Origin of the sequence: Stenotrophomonas chelatiphaga (genome assembly GCF_032054965.1) — a bacterium.
In the GTDB taxonomy this organism is placed as follows: Bacteria; Pseudomonadota; Gammaproteobacteria; order Xanthomonadales; family Xanthomonadaceae; genus Stenotrophomonas; species Stenotrophomonas chelatiphaga.
The window spans coordinates 103,161-122,521 of sequence record NZ_DAMBRS010000010.1 but is presented as its reverse complement, the minus strand read 5'-3'; the positions used below and the strand labels follow the sequence as shown (position 1 = coordinate 122,521).

Here is a 19,361-nt window from a genome sequence, read left to right as displayed (position 1 = left end):
GATCAGCGTGCCCGGCAGCCCAGCATCCCGAGATCGATCGCGTCGGCCATGCGTGCATAGCCTTCATCGTTGGGATGCAGGTGGTCGCGGGTGATTCCGGCGGGCAGTGATTCCGGTGCGGCCGGATCGCGCAGCGCCACATCGAACTCCACCACCCCGTCATAGCCACTGTCCGGCCCACGTGCCCAGGCATTGATCGCCGTGCGCGTGGCCGCTGAAACCGGTTCGTAGCGCTCCGAGCCACCGAACGGAGTCAGCGTGCCGATGAAGGCCCGCGCGCCGTGCAGGTGCAGCCGCTCGGCGATCTGCCGGTAGCCGGCCTGCATGTCCGCCGCGTTGCGTCCGGGCAGCGGTGCCGGCCCGCCGCCATGGCGGATATCGTTGATCCCTTCGAACACGATCACCTGGTCGGCATCGGACGTTGCGATCACATCGCGATCCAGCCGCGATAACGCACTGTGGCTGCGGCCGTGGTCGAGCAGCTTGTTGCCACTGATGCCCTGGTTGAGCACCACGAAGCGGTCCGGGCAGGCGTTCTGCAACCGCACCGCCAGGCGTTCCGGCCACTGGTTGTAGGCGCCGCGCTGGGCGGTCGCGCCTTCGGTGATGGAATCACCCAGCGCCACGATCACCGACGGCCGATCCGCGCGCTGTACCAGCACCGCGGAAAACACATTCTGCCGGTAGGACACCGCCACCGAATCGGCGATGCGCGGATGACGGCCATCGACGACCCGCACGGTCGTGCGGCGCACCGCCGGCCGGGTCGCCTGCGGTAAGTAGCCGGTGACCCGGATCTCATCCAGTGCGGCCGCGTGCAGCGGCACCACGTCCGTCAGCAGGGCTGCGCCGACCGGCACCTCGATGACATCGCGTCCGGCCACTTTCACCGGCAGCGCAGTGCCGGACGGTCCCTGTACGGTTACATCCTGCAGGCGCAGCGGGGCAACCCCGAGCTCATTGCTGATGCGCAGCCGCAACGCATCGGCGCGGCTGCCCAGCCGCATGTCCTGGCGGACAGTCTGCGCGGCGAACTGCACGGGGGCCTGCGGCGTGCCATCCAGGCGATCCGGCGCGGGCGAGGCGGTCCATGCGGTGACCCACACCGGCTGCGCAGGGGCAGCCGATGCGGAAAGCGCCGAACCAACGGCAAACGAAACAGCGGTGATCCAGCGCAGCATGGCAAAGCTCCGGTCAGGAGAAGAACGTACCGCCGTTGACGTCCACGTTGGCACCGGTCATGAAGGCCGCCGCGTCGGACGCCAGGTACACCGCCACGTCGGCCGCTTCTGCGGGCAGGCCCTGGCGACGCAGGGGCGTGCCGGCGGCCACCGCGGTGCGCACTTCCGGCTTGGTGAACTCGTCGTGGAAGCGGGTAGCGATCATGCCGCAGCACAGCGCATTGACACGGATTCCCCTGGGCCCGAGTTCCTTGGCCATCGCGCGGGTGAAGGTCATCACGCCGGCCTTGGCGGTAGCGTAGATCGCCGCGCCCGGGCCGCCGCCATCGCGTCCGGCCTGCGAAGCGAAGTTGACGATCGCCGCGCCTTCGCCCATGTGCGGAACGACCGCGTGGGTGGTCAGGTAGGTCGAGGTCAGGTTGAGGTCGATCACCTTGTGGAAGAACGCCGGATCGATGTCGGCCAGCGGGCGACGCTCGACCATGCCACCGGCCACGTTGACCAGCACGTCGATGCGGGGACCGAACGCCGCCTGCGCCGCAGCGACCAGGCCGGCCACCGCGGCCGGATCGGTGACGTCGGCGCGGTGCGCGATGGCCTGTCCACCGGCAGCCTGGATCAGCTCCAGGGTCTGTCGTGCACTGGCTTCATCGTTGGCGTAGTTGATGCAGACGCGGGCGCCGGCAGCGGCGAGTTTGATCGAAATGTCGCGGCCGATATCGCGGCCGCCACCGGTGACGATGGCCACCTTGTCCTGGAATGACATGGGGTGAAACTCCTTGTTTACGTGAGGGAGAAGAGAGAGCGCAGGCGTGCGCTCAGGAATCCGATGAAGGGGCATCGAGGCGGCGCACCGGACCGGTGATCCACCACAACGCGATCAGCGAGAGCGGTACCAGCGCGGCCACCAGCATGAACATCGGCGCGTATGACTCGCGGGTCAGCACCGGCACCAGCCAGGTGGTGATCAGCGTGCCGGCCACCGCGGCGAGGCCACCCAGGCCAGCCAGCGTGCCGACCGAGCGTCCGCCGAACAGGTCACCCGGCAGGGTCTGGATGTTGCCGATCGCCACCTGGAAGCCGAACAGCACCGCCGCGATGGTCAGCACCGCGGTCAGCGGCTCGGCCGCCAGCACCGCGCCGAGCAGGGCAGGGGCCATCACCACGCAGCCGAGGGTGATCGACCATTTGCGGGCACGGTCCACGCTGTGGCCGGCGCGGATCAGCCGGCCGGACAGCCAGCCACCGGTCAGGCTGCCGAGCATCGCGCCGACGAACGGAACCCAGGCGAACAGGCCGATCTGCTTGATGTCGAAGCCGAAGGTTTCGGCCAGGTAGATCGGCAGCCAGGACACGAACAGCCACCAGATCGGGTCCAGCAGGAAACGGCAGGCCAGCATGCCCCAGCTCTGCCGATGCGCCAGCAGTTCGCGCACGCTGCGGCGGGGGGCCGCCGGATCGGCGGCACCGGCCTGGTCTTCCATGATCAGGCGACGTTCGGCATCGCTCACCCAGGGATGCTTGTCCGGCCCAGCGCGGTACACGAACAACCACGGCAGCAGCCACAGGAAGCCCATCACGCCGACCAGCACGAAGGTGCCACGCCAGCCCAGCCAGAGGTACAGCGCGGCGATCGCCGGGGCCGACACGATGGCACCGATCGAAGCGCCGGCATTGAACACACCCTGGGCCAGCGCACGTTCGCGTGCGGGGAACCATTCGGCGTTGGCTTTCACCGCGCCCGGCCAGGCGCCGGCTTCGCTGACACCCAGCATCGCCCGCACCAGGCTGAAGGACAGGATTGAATGGGTCACCGCATGCAGCGCGATGGACAGCGACCAGACGCTGATCGACAGGGCGAAGCCCATCCGCGTGCCGATCAGGTCGAACAGGCGCCCGAACAGGAACTGGCCGGCGGCGTAGAACAGCATGAACACCGTGACGAGCAGCGCGTAGTCATCCTTGGTCGCACCCACCTCGCGGGCGATCTCCGGCCACATCACCGCCAGCGCGTTGCGGTCGATGTAGTTGATCACCGTGGCGACCGCGATCAGCCCGACGATCAGCCAGCGCACCGCCGAACGCACCGGGACCTTGCGCAGCTGCGCGATGGCGGTGGGGCCGTTCATCGGCTGCCGCCCTTGCCGGCCGCGCGGTCGATCCGCGCATGGCTGCCACGCCAACGGTAACTGCGTCCTTCGACGTTGACGCTGTGTTCGACATCGGTGCTGCTGTCATCGGCCACGCCCAGCGCGATGCGCGCGCCGCTGGCCAGGGTCAGTTCGATCAGCTCGGCATCGCTGCCGCGTGCGCGCTTCAGCTCGCGGATCTGGCTGTCGGCGCCGTGCACGTATTCGGCGGTGCCGTTGTACTCACCATGCGGTTCCAGCACGCTGAAGAAGCTCGCCGCGCGCTGCCCGTCCACGCGCTGCACCAGCGCCGGCTCGCGACGCAGGTTGAACTCGGGATCATTGGCGCCGCTCTCCACCAGCAGGGCCTGCGAAGGCACGCTGCTGCCGAAGCGGTAGCTGTAGAAGCGGCCGTCCAGCAGCCAGGCCAGCGTGCGCTGGTCGCTGCCCGGCGTGCTGCGCGCATCCAGCCACAGGTGCTGGTAGCCGTTTTCCCTGCCCAGCACGGGGCGCTGGTCGACGAAGCGCTCGGCCTCGAATCCGGTACTGACGATGTGGCCGTTGAAGTGCAGCGGCAGGTCGAAGCGCGCGGCCTTGTCCGCACTCACCTGCAGCAGGTCCAGTACCACCGGCAGGCCCAGCTCCGGATGCTGCAGCAGGGCCTGGGTACGGGTGAACACCACGCCGGGATACGCATCGCGCATCGTCGCCGAGGCGACCTGGGTGTCCTTGCCCGCCTCGAAGAAGCGCACCGACGGGGCATGGTCCTCGCCTACCTTCCAGTCACCGTTGAAGTGGCTTTTCTCGTCCACCACCAGGGTGTTGTGGGCGATGGTCTGCTTGGCCCAGCTGCGGTTCTCGGCCAGGTAGATGCCACCGCGCTTGGCTTCCACGTTGAGGAAGCGCGCCGAACCGTAATCGGTCACCACCCGCTGGCCGTTGTCATAGAACAGCCAGTTGAGTTTGTCGAAGTGGCCGTGGCCCATCCCCTGCATGGTGTCCTTCTGCACCAGCACCTGGCCGCGCTCACCGCCCATGCGCAGGATCGCCAGGCCGCCCTGGTCGCCGTCCGGGCCATCGCGCAGCAGCATCGGGGCGTAATCGAACGGCTTGGCCTTGCCGGCGGCCAGGCCCTGCGCCACCTTCAGCCCTTCCGGGGTCAGCAGCAGGCGGCCCTGCTGCTCGGCGACGGACAGCAGGCGGTCGTCGCCAGTGCGGGCGTAAGCGATGCCGATGCCGGCCACCAGTTCCTCGGTGTCCACGCCCTTGTCCAGGATCGCATCGTTGATCGGGAAGAACAGGCCGTCATAGCTGCTCTGCACCAGCACGTCGACCGCCTTCAGCAGCACGCCATCGCGTCGCTGGAAGATCCCGCGCTGCGGCTCGTTGCGTTCGATCGCATTGGCGAACAGCAGGAACGGTGCCAGCGCATAGCGCTGGTAGTAGGGGCCTTCTTCGTAGTACCCATCCGGCGAGAACAGCAGGTCGACCTGGCGCAGGAAGCCGAACGCATCGTCCTTGCGGCTGCCGCGCAGTGATTTCTCCACCAGCTCCTGGTCGCGCAGCACATAGCCGGTCATGCCGGTGGCGGCCACCGCCCAGGTGGAATGGTTGTGGATCTGGTCGAAGTTCTTCGGCTCACTGGCGAGGAATTCGGCCATCGGACGGAACACGTTGTCATCGATGGTCTGGCGGTCCCTGGCCGGCAGTGCATCGCGGATCGCGTCGTAGCCCTGCACTGCATTGACCAGCCATACCGAGTCGTTCAGCACCTGCCAGAACACCCGTCCCGGGATCTGCCCGCGGCCTTCCGGATGCGGCCCCAGCGTCGGGTACAGCGTGGCGTACTCCAGCAACATGCGCCGCGCGTAGTCCACGTAGGCGGTGTCACCGGTGAGCCGGTACAGCGTGCCGGCGGCCAGCAGCGCCTGGTAGTTGCGCTTGTGCTGTTCGTGGGTGCGGCCGCCGCCCTTGTCCTTGGGGAAGGGCACGTCGATGCCGGCCTTCATCATCTTTTCCAGCATGGCCTTGTTGCGCGCCTGTTCCTTGGCGAACCAGGGATAGCGCGCGCCATCGCTGGCCATCTGCTGCCATTGCGCGGCGGTCACCAGCACCGGGGCGGTGCTGCTTTCCGCTGCTGCCGGGGCCGCGGCGAAGGCTGTCGACGCTGGCAGCAGGGCAAGGGTTCCGGTAGCGGTGGCCACGGCGAGGGCAAGCGACAGGCACGTGTGTTTCATCGATCAGCTCCGTTGGCGGGCAGGCGGTGGCCAACAGTGGCCGCATCCGTCCATTCCCCTTGTTTGGGATACCAGGTGACCCCGGTAGCGTCGCGCGGCATCACCGCCAGGTTGGTTGCCGCGCCCACAGCGGCCAGCGCCGGCGAGGGTGACCACAGGCCGTTCGGCGCCTGCACCAGGGTCACGGTCATGCTGTCCACGCCGCCGGGCAGCGCGGTGGAGGCAAGCGGCGATTGCACGTTGCCGCTGAACGCTACGCCGGCCAGGCTGCCATCGACGGTCACCGGGTTGGCACCGCTGCGGTTGACAATCAGGTTGCCGCGGAACTGGCTGCTGCTGGGCGGCACCACGATGCCGCTGGCCGCGTTGTAGCCCACGCCGAAGCTGACCTTGGCCACGTCGACGAAGGTATTGCGCTCGATCAGCGCGTCCACCACCGGCGAGTAGCCGGACAGCGCGGCGTTGGCCTGCCCGTGCATCACCGCCAGCCCGGCGCGGTTGCTGCTGCCGGCCAGCGCCTGGAAATAGTTGTTGCTGACCTGCTGCTGCGCGTTGATCACGCGCACGCCGCCGGTGCCGGCCTTGCCCTCACCGATGAACACGTTGTCCAGCACGCGGTTGCCGTTGCCGTGGCGCAGCGTCAGCGACCCGGCCGAGCGGTAGAACACGTTGCCGCGATAGGTGTTGCCGCCGGACTTGTTGGAAATGATCTCGGTTTCGCCGTCGCAGCCTTCGAACCAGTTGGCTTCGACGGTGCTGTTGGAATCACTGAGCGAGGTATCGCTGGTGCCGATGCGCAGCGTTTCGCCGCCGTTGACGCCCAGCGCAGGCCGCGGGCCGAACCAGTTGTGGTCGATGCGGTGCTGGTTGTCCAGGCCCTGGGCAGCATCACGCACCACCACCACGGTGGGGCCGGCGTTGGTCTTGCCGCGCAGCTGGCTGTGGTCCAGGCGGTTGAACGCGCCGTACAGCATCACCCACTGGTCCTGGTCGGCCGGATCCGGGTTGCTGTAATCGTCGATCACCAGGCCGGTGACCCGGCTGTTGCGCGCCACCGCCTTGCTGGATTCGCGGAAGGCGACCACCGCATCGCTGGGACTGTAGCCATCGCGGAACACCAGGTCGGCCACGTGCAGGTACTGGCCTGCCAGGCGCAGGTCGGACTGTCCGGTGAGCACCACCTGGCCCGGCGTCTGCGCGCGCAGGGTGATCGGCGCGGCGGCGGTACCGTTGCCTTTCAGCAGCAGGCGCGCGTTGTTCCAGGTGCCGTTGGCCAGCACGATCTCATCGCCCGGCTGCAGGTTGGCGGAGGCCGTGGCGTATTCGCCGGCGTCATGCACCAGGTAACTGGCTGCATCGGCTAGCGGTGCGAACGGAATTCCCAGGGCCAGCACCAGGGCGGCGGTCAGATGGCGTGATGCAGACGGCATGGTGTTCCCTCCGAAGCGTGGCCTGCGAAGCAGGAGATGATTGTAAGCCGTAGTGCTAGTCCAGTTGGGATGCAAATTAGGGCAACAGGATCAACAAGTCATGCTGCAACAGCACATCTTTTTCTTTCAAATTGGCCTATACCAAAGGTAAGACGAAATAATCAGTCCAATTGGTTGACATTTATGTGTCGGCATGTGGAAAGTGCGCCCCATGCCCGGTCTGCGGGACATCCTTTGGGAGGAGGACATCATGCGTCGTACCGAACTGCCCGTTTCACGGATCCATCCAAGCCCGCTCGCGGCCGCCCTGCTTGTGGCCCTGTGCGCTGCCGCCCCGGCAATGGCCCAGCAGGCCGACCCGCCGGCCGCCGGTGCGGCCACCACGCTGGACCAGGTGCAGGTCACCGGCATCCGCGAATCCATGCAGAGTTCGATCAACAAGAAGCGCGACGACACGGTCATTTCGGACGTGCTGTCGGCGGAAGACATCGGTGACCTGCCGGCGCCGTCTTTGGCCGACGCCATCGAGACGCTGACCGGCGCGGCCTCCACCCGCGACAAGACCGGTGCCTCGGAAATCTCGATCCGCGGCCTGGGCGCGTTCCTGAGCAGCACCAACTTCAACGGCCGCGAAATCACCAACGGCAGCGGCGACCGTTCGGTGAACTTCAACATGTTCCCGGCCGAGCTGATCAACACCGTGGCGATCTACAAGACCCAGCGCGCCGACATCATCGAAGGCGGCGTGGCCGGCACGATCGGGCTGGAGACGGTGAAGCCGCTGGAATACGGCAAGCGCGCGGTGCAGATGGACCTGCGCGGCAGCTGGGCGGAGTACGACAAGAAGTACAAGGACGACGATGGCATCGGCTACCGCGGTACCGCCAGCTACATCGACCAGTTCGAGTTCAGCAACGGCGGCAAGCTCGGCGTCTCGCTGGGCATCCAGCGCCTGGAAGGGTCTGATCCGGAGGAAAGCATCACCAGTGGCTCCACCTGGTACGCCTGCGACGGGCGGGTCAACGTCGCCAACGCCAACTGCACCGAGCCGGGTGCTGCGGCCATTGCCGCCGGCACGCCGTATTACCTGGTGCCCAGCAGCCGCATCTACCGCCTGAAGCAGGAGCGCAACGACCGCCAGAGCGAGTTCGCCGCAGTGCAGTGGCGGCCCAATGACGTGGTCGAGGTCAATGTCGATGTCGAACATACCGACCGCAACTGGTATGAGAACCGCAGCGACCTGAGCCTCTCCAACACCCGCCGCGGCATCATCAACCGCCAGGTGGACGACAACGGCGTGGTGCGCGCGTTGTCCGGCAGCACGTCGATCGATTCGACCTCCAACCGCTATTGGCGCAACGAGGAATACACCGGCGGCGGACTCAACCTGATCGTGCGCCCCAGCCCCGCCTGGGAGCTGTCCACCGACCTGTCGTATTCGCATACCGAGCGGCTGGACAACGAACGCGCCACCCGCCTGCGCGCCAACCAGCGCGACACCGCCAATGCCATCGTGCCGGGCATCAGCAGCGGCGCCACCGGCTATGTGAACTATGACTGGGCGTGGCAGGGCGAAGTGCCGAGCGTCTACCTCGACCCGGCCTTCGACCCGGGCAACTGGGACGCCTACACCGGCGCGGCGCGCGTGACCTCCAGCCAGACCGAGAACGACCACCAGATCCGCGCCGGCCGCTTCGATGCCAGCTTCATGCCGGAAGCAGGCTTCTTCACCCGGATCAAGGGCGGCGTGCGCGCCAGCCAGGCCGATTACACCCTGCGCGACAACACCCTGCTTACCGATTACGACCAGCGCGTAGCGGGTGACAAGGCCGCGATCATCGCCGCCAACCGGGCCTGCCGCACGGCCTTCCCGCAGAAGGATTTCATGGATGCCGCCAGTGGCAACACGATCTCCGAGTGGGCCTACTTCGACCCGATGTGCCTGTACCAGTCCTTCCGCGGCACCAGCGACAGCCTGCTGGACCCGTCGCAGCCGGATCCCAACAACGTCGACATCACCGAAAAGACCCGCTCGCTGTACCTGCTGGGTGAGTTCGCCAGCGAATGGTTCGGCCTGCCGGTGACCGGCAATGTCGGCGTGCGCTGGGTCAAGACCGATGTGCGCTCGGAGGGCGTGCGCACCGGGCTGACCGTGCTGGACAACGGCGATGGCACCATCCGCCTGCAGCCGACCGGCGACTTCACCACCCAGACCTTCAAGGCCGGCAACGACAAGCTGCTGCCCAGCGTCAACGCCTCCTTCGAACTGCGCGATGACCTGCTGCTGCGCGTGGCCGGCTACCGCGCCATGTCGCGTCCGGACATCTCCGCGCTGGGCGCCGGCCGCACCATCAACGTCAACAGCGATGCCAGCTTCGGCAACCTGGCCGATGCGCTGGATGACATCAGTGCCAGCGGCAATCCGGCCGCGCAGCCGCTGATGAGCTGGAACGGCGACCTGTCGCTGGAGTGGTATCCGAACCCGGATACGCTGCTGGCCGCCGCCGTCTACTGGAAGCAGTTCAATGGCGGTACCGCCACCGCGCTGGTCGATGAGACCTACACCATCAACGGACAGTCGGTCACCGTGCCGGTGCGCCAGCAGGTCACCACCGACGAAGACAGCACGCTGACCGGCATGGAGCTCAGTGCCACGCACCGCTTCTCCTACCTGCCGCAGCCCTTCGATGGCCTCGGCTTCAAGGTCAGCTACAACTACGCCGATTCGGACTATGAAACCCAGGATTCGCGGCTGGGCGAGCAGCTGGCCAGCGATGGCACGCTGATCCCGGCGATCGTGGCGCCGGCGGGCCTGAGCGGGTTCTCGCGGCACGTGCTGTCCGGATCGCTGTACTGGGATGTCGGCCCGTTCAACATCCAGGCCATCGCCAAGTTCCGCTCGCACTACTACCAGGACTTCACCGGCAACACCGCGCAGCAGAACCGTTACTACGATGACAACACCAGCGTGGACCTGCGCGCCCGCTACCGGGTGAACAAGAACCTGTCGCTGTCGCTGGAACTGATGAACATCACCAATGAACCGCGCGTGGCCTACCAGCCTTCCTATGGCAACTTCCGCGAGGTGGTGAGCTACGGGCGACGTGCATTTTTCGGTGTACGATACAAGTTCTGAACGAGACGGCGCGGTCCTGGTGATCGCGCCGTTGCTCCAACCGGACCAGCCCCGCGTGCGGTGGCCCGGGACGGTGCCGGAGGGAACCACCGAGGGTCAGCCCATGTCCGCCAACCGCCTGTACCAGACCATCGCCGCAAAACTGCGCAAGTTGATCGAGGACGGAGAGTTCCCGCCCGGCGCGCGCCTGCCCGGCGAACGGGAGCTGGCCGAACGTTTCGGCGTGAGCCGGGTCACCGTGCGCGAGGCGGAAATCGCCCTGGAAGCGCAGGGCTGGATCGCCATCCGGATCGGTTCGGGTGTCTATGTAAAGCCGCGTCCGCTGGACGGGCAGGGCGGTTTCCCTGACGTAAGCGCCTTCGACCTGACCGCGGCGCGTGCGGTGTTCGAAGCCGAAGCGGCGGCGCTGGCGGCCGGCAACCTGGACGATGCGGACATCGCCGAACTGCGGGTGCTGGCCGAGGCGCTGTGCCGCCGCGACCTCACCGATGCCGAGGCGGGTGATTTCGACCGCCGCTTCCACCTGACCATCGCGCGCCTGTCCGGCAACCCGGTGGTGGAATACTTCGTGCAGCAGATCTGGCGCATGCGCAGCGACCTGCCGCGGGTGGCTGAGGTCTATTCGCGGGTGTGCCACGACGATGGCGCCAGCCGCGCGGACGAGCACATGGCGATCTTCGAAGCCCTGGCCTCGCGCGATCCTGTTGCAGCGCGCAACGCGATGCGCCATCACTTCCAGCGCCTGTTCGAGGCGATGCTGGAAGCCACCGAGAACGAAGCCCTGGCGGAGATCCGCCGCCGCACCGCGCACGACCGCGAACGCTTCATGGCGACCACGCGGATCTGAAGCCTGCGATCTGCCCGATAGTTTCCTGCGCCGGTCCTGAAGCCGAGCAACGCTAGGCTGCTCTTTCTTCTCCTGTCGTTTGCCCCAGGCGGCCGACCCACTGTCCGGCGGTGGCAGGCAGGGGTGTGCAGGACCGTCGTGAGGCAGGAGCCGAACGCGAGCCTACAGGGATGTACTTGCGGCGTGTCCTGCACAGCCCTGCCTGCCGCCGCAGCGCGAAAGGGAAAGAAACCGCCAGCGCGGCACACCCACCCCGCGCGGTATGCTGCAGGTCGGTTTTCATGGAAGAGGAAGCGCGATGTTCCCGACGATGTTCTTTACCGTGGTGCTGGCCCTGGTGGCCGTGATCATCCTGTTCAAGGCCGTACGGATGGTGCCGCAGGGGTATGAATGGACGGTGGAGCGCTTCGGGCGCTATACCCACACCATGTCGCCCGGCCTGCACTTCCTGATCCCGATCGTCTACGGGGTGGGGCGCAAGGTGAACATGATGGAACAGGTACTGGACGTGCCGAGCCAGGAAGTGATCACCAAGGACAACGCCGCCGTGCGCGTGGACGGGGTGGTGTTCTTCCAGGTGCTGGATGCGGCCAAGGCGGCCTATGAAGTGTCCAACCTGGAAGTGGCGATGATCGCCCTGGTGCAGACCAACATCCGGACCGTGATCGGCTCGATGGACCTGGATGAATCGCTCAGCCAGCGCGAAGTGATCAATGCCCAGCTGCTCAGCGTGGTCGACCAGGCCACCAATCCCTGGGGACTGAAGGTCAACCGCATCGAGATCCGCGATATCCAGCCACCGCGTGACCTGCTTGATGCGATGGCGCGGCAGATGAAGGCCGAGCGCGAGAAGCGCGCGCAGATCCTCGAAGCTGAAGGCGCACGCCAGTCGGAGATCCTGCGCGCGGACGGTGAGAAACAGGCGACGGTGCTGGAAGCCGAGGGCCGTCGTGAAGCGGCATTCCGCGATGCCGAAGCGCGCGAGCGCCTGGCCGAAGCCGAGGCCAAGGCGACCCAGATGGTGTCGGTGGCGATCGCCGAAGGTGACGTGCAGGCGATCAACTACTTCATCGCACAGAAGTACGTCGAAGCGTTCAAGGAACTGGCGACCTCGCCGAACCAGAAGCTGGTGCTGATGCCGATGGAAGCCAGTGGCGTGATCGGCTCGATCGCCGGCGTCGCCGAGCTGGCCAGGCACGCCTTCGCCAAACAGGAAGAAAACAAGGCTACCCGCGCGGTACCGCCGCGCTTTGGAGACTGACATGCGCTGGGAAGTGGTCGGATGGGGGGCACTGGCCCTGCTGCTGTTCGCCGCCGAAGCGATGGCACCGGGCGCGTTCATGCTGTGGATCGGCATCGGGGCGGCGGCGGTATTCCTGATCACCGCGCTGGTGCCGGGCATTCCGGTGCTGTGGCAGGTGGTGGCCTTCGTGGTGCTGAGCGTGGTGGCGATCCAGGCGTATCGGCGCTGGGGCCGCACCCGCGGGCGCGAAAGCGACAAGCCGCTGTTGAACCGCCGCAGCGAACAGCTGGTGGGCCGCGTGGCGGTGCTGCAGCAGGGGATCGTGGCGGGGCAGGGGCGGGTGAGCATCGACGATGCGTCGTGGCAGGTGACCGGACCGGACCTGGCGGCGGGAACGCCGGTGCGGGTGGTGGCGGTGGTCAATGGCGTGCTGCAGGTGGAAGCGAACCGGTGAGACCCCCTCGCGGGTGGCTGCTTTGTATATCCGGCGCTGGGCCGGGCGGTGGGGCTGGTCGGGGGACGGCAAAAACTGCATCCATGCGGGCCTCGTTTCGCGCCATCCATGGCGCTCAACGCCCCCGCCCAGCCCCACCGCCCGACCCGCTGACAGGTTGCGGTGGCCGCCATCCGCGCAAGAAAATAAAAGAGCAAAAGCAGGGGTCAGCCTCCTTTCGCGACGCGAAAGGACCCTGACCCCTTTCACGGCTACGTGGCGGGTGGAGGAGAGGGAGCCCCTGAGTCAGGGGCGGCCGCGAAGCGGCGGGGTGTGGACGGGGCCCGCGGTTTGCGCAGCAAAGCGTGGGAGCGGCAGCGCGAATGCGATGACGTGGACCCCCCATGGATGGCGCGAATCGAGGCCCGCAGGAGCGGCTCTTGCCGTCCCCCGCCAGCCGACCCCGCCCCGCCACGAGCAATATGCACGCTTTGCCTTTGCTTCTGCAGTGGACCGCGCAGCGCTGTGCCTCTATCTGGGATAATGGCGACCTTGTTTCCCTGTTGCCGGACCGGTCATGACCCAGAAGACGCTGCTCAACGATTCCCACCGCGCCCTCGGCGCCAAGATGGTCGATTTCGGGGGCTGGGACATGCCCATCCACTACGGTTCGCAGCTGGATGAACACCACCTGGTGCGCCGGGAAGCGGGCGTGTTCGACGTCAGCCACATGACCGTGGTCGACCTGCGCGGTGAGCAGGTCAAACCGTTCCTGCGTCGCCTGCTGGCCAATTCGGTGGACAAGCTGAAGGTGACCGGCAAGGCGCTCTACTCCTGCATGCTCAATGAGCGGGGCGGGGTGATCGATGACCTGATCGTCTATTACCTGGCCGATGACTTCTTCCGCATGGTCGTCAACGCCTCCACGCGCGAGAAAGACCTGGCGTGGCTGACCGCGCAGGCCGCCCCGTTCGGCGTGGCGGTGCAGCAGCGCCCTGACCTGGCCATCCTGGCCGTGCAGGGACCGCAGGCGCGCGATGCGGTGATCGGTCTGGTCGACGCCGCTGGCGCGGCCACCCTGGCCAAGCTGGCGCGCTTTGCCGCCACCGAGGTGACCTCGGCCGACGGTGTCGCCTTGTTCGTGGCACGCACCGGCTATACCGGTGAGGACGGTTTCGAAATCCTGCTGCCGCAGGACGCGGTGGTGGCGTTCTGGAACCAGCTGCTGCAGGCGGGCGTGAAGCCGGCCGGCCTCGGCGCGCGCGACACGCTGCGCCTGGAAGCCGGCATGAATCTGTACGGCCAGGACATGGACGAAGCGATCACCCCGTACGAAGCCGCGCTGGCCTGGACGGTCTCGCTCGACGAGGGCCGCGATTTCATCGGCCGCGACGTGCTTGAAGCACAGAAGGCTGCCGGTGACGCGCGCCAGATGATCGGCCTGGTGATGGACGAGAAGGGCGTGCTGCGGCATGGCCAGGCCGTGCTCACCGCCGGCGGCCAGGGCGAGATCCTGTCGGGCACGTTCTCGCCGACGCTGGCCAAGGGCATCGCGTTCGCCCGCGTGCCCGCAGGTGAGCTGGGCGCGGTGAGCGTGGACATCCGCGGCCGCGCCGTGCCGGTGCGCGTGGTCAAGTTCCCGTTCGTGCGCGAAGGCCAGGCGCAGGACGGCGTGCTGCCGGTCGCCTGATCCTGTTTTGTCGGCCGGGGCCTGCCAGCAGGCCCGGCCGGTTGGTTACACTACCCGCGTTTTTTCCACACCCGTATTCCTGGAGCAGTGCCATGAGCGAGATCCCCGGCGACCTCAAGTTCCTCAAGTCCCACGAATGGGCGCGCGTCGAATCCGACGGCAGCGTCACCGTAGGTATTTCCGACCACGCCCAGGGCCTGCTCGGCGATCTGGTCTATGTCGAGCTGCCCGAGCTCGACGGTGAAGCCAAGGCCGGCGAAACCATCGCGGTCGTGGAGTCGGTCAAGGCGGCATCGGACGTGTACAGCCCGGTCACCGGCACCATCATCAAGGTCAATTCCGCCCTGTCGGACAAGCCGGAAACCATCAACGAAGATGCCTACGGCGAGGGTTGGCTGTACGTCGTGCAGCCGAGCGACCTGGCGGCCGAGCTGGACGAACTGCTGGGTCCGGACGACTACGCCGAGGTCCTGGAAGACGACGATCACTGATCCGTCGTCGACATGGCAGACCGAAGGACCGCCCCTGGCGGTCCTTTTTTTTGTCCGCATCGCGGCACCTCGCTCATGCGCGGGGCGCGCAGCGGACGCCCGCTTCAGGCATGAGCATGCGGTTGTCGAAGACGTTGTCAGCTGGTTCGAGGGTTGGCGGCTGGCGCGCAGGGAACGAAAAGTTTTGCGCAAAATCGCATTTGCGTCGCAAAGTTCGACGCGCCGCGTGTGAAAAAAAAAGCGACCGTTTCCGAAGCGTTGGGGAAGCGGCGACGGTCACCGCCATGCTGCGTGCCGCAACAGCGCGACACCGTGCGTGTTGTTCGGCTGTTTCAGAATAAGGCTTGTTTAAAGTGCTTTCGTTCGCCGTGCCGATGCGCACGCGCACGCTGCGCCGGTCGATGCATGCCTGCAGCGGTGATCGGCAACGCCGCCGGCCGCACCGCCAGCGACCAGCGCGGAACACCTGCGGCGTGAATTTTTTTGCGGGGGGTTGTTGACAGCCCAAAAAAGCGTGATTAGGTTTCGCCCAGCAGACCTTTACTGCCAAACCGAGTGCAACCGATCAACCGCCAGGCGCGAAGCACAACCCGGATACCTGCTGCACCGCCACGCGCGGTGGAGTCGGCCCAGCTTCCCCCCGGCAATTGCACGACACGTTCTGCCGCGATGCCAGCCTCGCCGATCGAAGCGCGCATCGCAGCAACCGTCACGACGCGGAAGACGCGTCGGCGGGCCCCGCGAGCAGCTTCAGCGGGTTCGATTTACCTGGGCGTTTCAACACTCCATCACTGACGAGGAGCCATCCCATGGCAACTGCGAAGAAGAAGCCCGCCGCCAAGAAGGCGACGAAGAAAGTAGCCAAGAAAGCCACCGCCAAGAAGGCCGTCAAGAAGGTCGCCAAGAAGGCGACCGCCAAGAAGGCCGTGAAGAAGGCGGCGGCCAAGAAGACCACCGCGCGCAAGGTCGCCAAGAAGGCAACTGCCAAGAAGGCAGTGAAGAAGACCGCGAAGAAGGCCGTCAAGAAGGTCGCCAAGAAGGCGACTGCCAAGAAGGCAGCGAAGAAGGTCGCGCGCAAGCCCGCCAAGAAGGTCGCCAAGAAGGCCACTGCCAAGAAGGCAGTGAAAAAGGCGGCGAAGAAGGTAGCCAAGAAGGCCACGGCCAAGAAGGCGACCGCGAAGAAGGCAGTGAAGAAGGCCACCAAGAAAGTCGCCAAGAAAGCGACCGCCAAGAAGGCCGTGAAGAAGACCGCGAAAAAGGCAGCTGCGAAGAAGCCGGCCGCAAAGAAGGCCGCCCGCAAGAGCCCGGCACGCCGCAAGAAGGCCGCTCCGGTGGCTCTCCCGGCAACCCCGGCGCCGCTGATCTAAGCATCTCCCGATAGCCGTACCTGAAGCCCCCTCTCCGACAGCCCAGCGGAGAGGGGGTTTTTTTTATCCACGAAAAAGGGGACGGAGGGAATTAATTCGACTTAATTCCCCCCGTCCCCTTTTTCGTGGCGGCTCAGCGGGGCGAGGCGCTGGCGCGGTTGGACGAGGCGCCCTTGCGCTTGTCCTGCGAAGGCGCGCCTTCGGCCATCAGGCTGTCGCTGCCGAAATCGGTATCCACGTCCAGCCAGCGCTGGGTCGGCAGGCCGAGGGCGGAATCCAGCACCGTCGGCAGCAGGCCGCTGGGCAGGCTGCTTTCACCGTTCCACATGATGGCGATGCCCATGTCGCGTTCGGGGATCAGCGCCACCAGGCCGCGGTAGCCCTGCACCGCGCCGGCATGGAACACCACTTCATGGCCGGCGTAATCGAAGTTGCGCCAGCCCAGCGCGTAGCCGGCCGAACGCAGGCGGTCACGGCGCCAGCCCGAACGCATTTCGCCCGGCGTGTTGACCAGCGAAGCGTGCAGGGTGGCCAGCAGCGGGGCGGGCAGCACGTCCGGACGGTGGCCGGTCTGCGCCAGCAGCCACTGCGCCATGTCGTTGGCGCTGGCGTTGACGCCGGCCGCGGGTGCGAGACGGTAGTAGGTCGGCTTCGGGGTCAGCGAGACCCACCCGTTGCGGCTGCGCACGTGCGGGCGTGCCCAGCGCGAGCTGGCCTGGATGCCGGCAAGGCCGAGGCTGGCATCGTCCATGCCCAGCGGCTTGAACAGGCGTCGTTCGACAGCCTGTTCGTAGAAGCTGCCCGATGCGGCGTAGACCACGTCGCCGATCAGGCTGTAGGCCACGTTCTGGTAGGCATAGCAGTCGCCGGGCAGGCACTTCAGCGAGGTGGAGCCCAGCTTCTGGGTCAGCGTGTAGTACTCGGCGTTGGCTTCGACGTCGCGGTCGTAGGCGTTGTAGGGCAGGCCCACGCGGTGGCTCAGCAGGTCGGCCACGGTCAGCCGCTCGGTGGCCTCCGGCGTGGTCAGCTGGAAGCCCGGCACGTAGTCGGTGACCTTGCTGTCCCAGCGCAGCGTGCCATCGTTGACCAGCAGCCCGGCCATGGTGCCGGCGAAGGCCTTGGACAGCGACGCCAGGCGGAACACGGTGTGCGAATCGACCGGCAGCGGATTGTTGACGTCGGTGACGCCGTAGCCGCGCGCGCTGAGGATGCGACCGCCCTGCACGATGGCCACCGCCATGCCCGGCACGCGCTCGCCATAGGTGAGCTGCTGCGCCATCGATTCGATGTTGGCCACGTTGAAGCCGGCCGCCGGTGCCTGCGGATTGGCGGTCAGCCCGGTGCGGTAGGCCGCCGGCTGGGTATGCGCCGGCGCTGCAACGGCGGTTTCGATGTTGGTGGGCATCGGCGGCAGCGAGGACGTCTGCGCCGTGGTGGAAAGGGCGACGGGCATCAGCATGCCCAGCATTCCGGTGGCCGCCGTGCGGAACGGACGACGCCTGCTGTTCTTGTTCATTGATCGGGACCCGAGCGCGACTGCTGTGACCGATTCTAGCCTCGCTTTTCGCCGTTGCACAAACAAAGCGAAGATGAATGCGCATCTTGCTGAAAATACTGGGATTTCGATGCCGGATCAGCGGCTATCCGGACCGCTCCCTGCGCAGCCCGGTTGGCGCGGCGCGCTGGCGATGTTGCAGTGCATTGGATACCGTACGCGCTTCCTCGCCTCCCGGAGTCGCCCATGCTTTGCTGCTGCCGCCGCGTGTGCGCGCCGGGTGACGCGTGAGCGCGCCGCTGGATCCGCCGCTGCAACGCGGCCCGCTGCGGGGGCTGCTGCAGGCCCTGCGGGATACGCCCGCGCTGTGGTGGTCGTTCCTGTATTTCTTCTGCCTGCTCAGCGGCTACTACGTGCTGCGCCCGGTGCGCGAGGCGATGGCTTCCTCGTCTGACCTGCAGGAGGTCTTCCCGCCAGCGCTGATCAGCTGGTTCAGCAGCCACGGCGTAGCGCTGCAGGAGTTCGTGCTGCAGTTCCTGTTTACCTGCGTGTTCCTGATCATGCTGGTGCTGCAGCCGGTGTACGGTTGGCTGGTCAGCCGGCAGCCACGGCGCGTCTTCATGCCGGTTGTGTATGGCTTCTTCATCGTCACCCTGCTCGGCTTCCACCTGATGTTCGACAGCAACGTGCCCGGCCGGGGCATGGCGTTCTTCTTCTGGGTGATGGTGTTCAACCTGTTCGCCGTGGCGGTGTTCTGGAGCTTCATGGCCGATGTGTTCTCCAACGCCCAGGCGCGGGCGTACTACGGCTACATCGGTGCGGCCGGCACGCTCGGCGCGTTCCTCGGCCCGGCCATCACCGGCGCGCTGGTGCAGCGGGTCGGCATCGCCAACCTGATGCTGGTCTCTGCCGGTTTCCTCAGTGTCTGCCTGCTGTGCATCTGGCGGCTGCGGCACTGGGCGATCCTGCGCGAGCGCGAACAGCAGCTGGTGTCCGGCGAGCAGCCGATGGGCGGCAGCGTGCTGGATGGCCTGAAGCTGATCGCGCGCGAGCCGCTGCTGCGCTGGCTGGCACTGCTGGTGCTGTTCGGTGTGGGCGTGGGCACGCTGCTGTACAACCAGCAGGCCGCGATCGTGCGCGTGGCGTATCCGGATCCGGAAGCGCGCACGGCCTTTTATTCGCACCTGGACCTGGCGGTGAACGCCTTGACCCTGCTGGTGCAGTTGACGCTCACGCGCTGGCTGCTGTCCCGGCATGGGGTGGCGCCGGCGCTGTTGATCCCGGCGCTGGCGATCATCGTCGGCTTCTCGGTGCTGGCGGCGTCGCCGCTGCCACTGCTGGTGGCGGTGGTGCAGGTAGTAACCCGCGCCAGCGAGTTTTCGCTGTTCAAGCCGGCGCGCGAGACCATCTACACCCGTGTGGACCGCCAGTGGCGCTACAAGGCCGGCGCGGCCATCGACACCGTGGTCTACCGCGGCGCGGACCTGAGCTTCACCTGGGTGCACAAGGGGCTTTCCCTGCTGGGGTCCAACCTCGTGTTTGCCGGGGGCATCGTCGTCGCTGCGCTGATGACGCTGGCTGCCTTCGGCGTGCTGCGCGAAGAAAAGAAGCTGCCGCGCGACCGCTAGCGGAGCGCGCGCGAGCCCGCCGGTTGCCGATCCTCAAGTAAGCTCTGCGCACTT

The 19,361-nt window shown here is 66.7% G+C and carries 14 protein-coding genes; 8 read left to right on the top strand and 6 right to left on the bottom strand.

Annotated elements, in window-relative coordinates:
- Positions 1 to 2 precede the first annotated feature (2 nt).
- The 5 genes from RTX79_RS13245 to RTX79_RS13225 are packed head-to-tail and all read right to left on the bottom strand — an operon-like array spanning position 3 to position 6,977.
- On the bottom strand, positions 3 to 1,181 hold the full coding sequence (locus RTX79_RS13245) for a GDSL-type esterase/lipase family protein (RefSeq protein ID WP_312684184.1): 1,179 nt from the start codon (positions 1,179 to 1,181) through the stop codon (positions 3 to 5).
- A 13-nt stretch (positions 1,182 to 1,194) separates the two neighbouring features.
- A complete protein-coding gene (locus RTX79_RS13240) occupies positions 1,195 to 1,947 on the bottom strand; it encodes an SDR family NAD(P)-dependent oxidoreductase (protein WP_123699537.1) in 753 nt (250 codons plus the stop codon).
- A 52-nt stretch (positions 1,948 to 1,999) separates the two neighbouring features.
- On the bottom strand, positions 2,000 to 3,310 hold the full coding sequence (locus RTX79_RS13235; RefSeq protein WP_057508172.1) for an MFS transporter: 1,311 nt from the start codon (positions 3,308 to 3,310) through the stop codon (positions 2,000 to 2,002).
- Positions 3,307 to 5,547: an oligoalginate lyase gene (locus tag RTX79_RS13230; protein ID WP_312684181.1), complete on the bottom strand. Its 2,241-nt coding sequence runs from the start codon at positions 5,545 to 5,547 to the stop codon at positions 3,307 to 3,309. Before RTX79_RS13230 ends, RTX79_RS13235 begins: the two co-directional genes overlap by 4 nt.
- On the bottom strand, positions 5,544 to 6,977 hold the full coding sequence (locus RTX79_RS13225) for a polysaccharide lyase 6 family protein (RefSeq protein ID WP_312684180.1): 1,434 nt from the start codon (positions 6,975 to 6,977) through the stop codon (positions 5,544 to 5,546). The genes RTX79_RS13230 and RTX79_RS13225 overlap by 4 nt, the downstream gene beginning before the upstream one ends.
- A 250-nt stretch (positions 6,978 to 7,227) precedes the next feature.
- On the opposite strand from RTX79_RS13225, the gene RTX79_RS13220 reads away from it, so the two are divergent.
- The 7 genes from RTX79_RS13220 (at position 7,228) to RTX79_RS13190 (ending at position 16,184) form a co-directional block, all read left to right on the top strand.
- The gene (locus RTX79_RS13220) at positions 7,228 to 10,113 is read left to right on the top strand and encodes a TonB-dependent receptor (RefSeq protein WP_428696008.1); all 2,886 of its coding nucleotides are present in this window, start codon (positions 7,228 to 7,230) and stop codon (positions 10,111 to 10,113) included.
- Between the two features lie 103 nt (positions 10,114 to 10,216).
- Positions 10,217 to 10,960 (top strand): FadR/GntR family transcriptional regulator, encoded by a 744-nt coding sequence (locus tag RTX79_RS13215; RefSeq protein WP_042615027.1) that lies wholly within the window; start codon positions 10,217 to 10,219, stop codon positions 10,958 to 10,960.
- Between the two features lie 298 nt (positions 10,961 to 11,258).
- Positions 11,259 to 12,221, top strand: a complete 963-nt coding sequence (locus RTX79_RS13210; RefSeq protein WP_123699535.1) for an SPFH domain-containing protein — start codon at positions 11,259 to 11,261, stop codon at positions 12,219 to 12,221.
- Between the two features lies 1 nt (position 12,222).
- On the top strand, positions 12,223 to 12,657 hold the full coding sequence (locus RTX79_RS13205) for an NfeD family protein (RefSeq protein ID WP_312684178.1): 435 nt from the start codon (positions 12,223 to 12,225) through the stop codon (positions 12,655 to 12,657).
- Positions 12,658 to 13,213: 556 nt separating this feature from the next.
- Positions 13,214 to 14,326 carry a glycine cleavage system aminomethyltransferase GcvT gene (gene gcvT / locus RTX79_RS13200; protein ID WP_057687195.1) on the top strand — a complete coding sequence of 371 codons (1,113 nt, stop codon included), beginning with the start codon at positions 13,214 to 13,216 and terminating at the stop codon, positions 14,324 to 14,326.
- Between the two features lie 92 nt (positions 14,327 to 14,418).
- The gene (gcvH, locus tag RTX79_RS13195; RefSeq protein ID WP_057687194.1) at positions 14,419 to 14,817 is read left to right on the top strand and encodes a glycine cleavage system protein GcvH; all 399 of its coding nucleotides are present in this window, start codon (positions 14,419 to 14,421) and stop codon (positions 14,815 to 14,817) included.
- Positions 14,818 to 15,464: 647 nt separating this feature from the next.
- On the top strand, positions 15,465 to 16,184 hold the full coding sequence (locus RTX79_RS13190) for a histone (RefSeq protein WP_312684176.1): 720 nt from the start codon (positions 15,465 to 15,467) through the stop codon (positions 16,182 to 16,184).
- A gap of 133 nt (positions 16,185 to 16,317) precedes the next feature.
- On the opposite strand, the gene RTX79_RS13185 is transcribed toward RTX79_RS13190, so the two are convergent.
- Positions 16,318 to 17,700: a serine hydrolase domain-containing protein gene (locus tag RTX79_RS13185; RefSeq protein WP_309687318.1), complete on the bottom strand. Its 1,383-nt coding sequence runs from the start codon at positions 17,698 to 17,700 to the stop codon at positions 16,318 to 16,320.
- A 278-nt stretch (positions 17,701 to 17,978) separates the two neighbouring features.
- Here RTX79_RS13185 and RTX79_RS13180 point away from each other — a divergent pair, with 278 nt between their 5' ends.
- A complete protein-coding gene (locus tag RTX79_RS13180; RefSeq protein WP_259171667.1) occupies positions 17,979 to 19,307 on the top strand; it encodes an NTP/NDP exchange transporter in 1,329 nt (442 codons plus the stop codon).
- The last annotated feature ends 54 nt before the right edge of the window (positions 19,308 to 19,361 follow it).

Coding starts and splice junctions, on each gene's coding strand:
- RTX79_RS13205 (WP_312684178.1), top strand. CDS start 12,223: ATGCGCTGGGAAGTGGTCGGATGGGGGGCACTGGCCCTGCTGCTGTTC.
- RTX79_RS13185 (WP_309687318.1), bottom strand. CDS start 17,700: ATGAACAAGAACAGCAGGCGTCGTCCGTTCCGCACGGCGGCCACCGGA.
- RTX79_RS13210 (WP_123699535.1), top strand. CDS start 11,259: ATGTTCCCGACGATGTTCTTTACCGTGGTGCTGGCCCTGGTGGCCGTG.
- RTX79_RS13215 (WP_042615027.1), top strand. CDS start 10,217: ATGTCCGCCAACCGCCTGTACCAGACCATCGCCGCAAAACTGCGCAAG.
- RTX79_RS13230 (WP_312684181.1), bottom strand. CDS start 5,547: ATGAAACACACGTGCCTGTCGCTTGCCCTCGCCGTGGCCACCGCTACC.
- RTX79_RS13240 (WP_123699537.1), bottom strand. CDS start 1,947: ATGTCATTCCAGGACAAGGTGGCCATCGTCACCGGTGGCGGCCGCGAT.
- RTX79_RS13235 (WP_057508172.1), bottom strand. CDS start 3,310: ATGAACGGCCCCACCGCCATCGCGCAGCTGCGCAAGGTCCCGGTGCGT.
- gcvH (WP_057687194.1), top strand. CDS start 14,419: ATGAGCGAGATCCCCGGCGACCTCAAGTTCCTCAAGTCCCACGAATGG.
- gcvT (WP_057687195.1), top strand. CDS start 13,214: ATGACCCAGAAGACGCTGCTCAACGATTCCCACCGCGCCCTCGGCGCC.
- RTX79_RS13245 (WP_312684184.1), bottom strand. CDS start 1,181: ATGCTGCGCTGGATCACCGCTGTTTCGTTTGCCGTTGGTTCGGCGCTT.
- RTX79_RS13220 (WP_428696008.1), top strand. CDS start 7,228: ATGCGTCGTACCGAACTGCCCGTTTCACGGATCCATCCAAGCCCGCTC.
- RTX79_RS13225 (WP_312684180.1), bottom strand. CDS start 6,977: ATGCCGTCTGCATCACGCCATCTGACCGCCGCCCTGGTGCTGGCCCTG.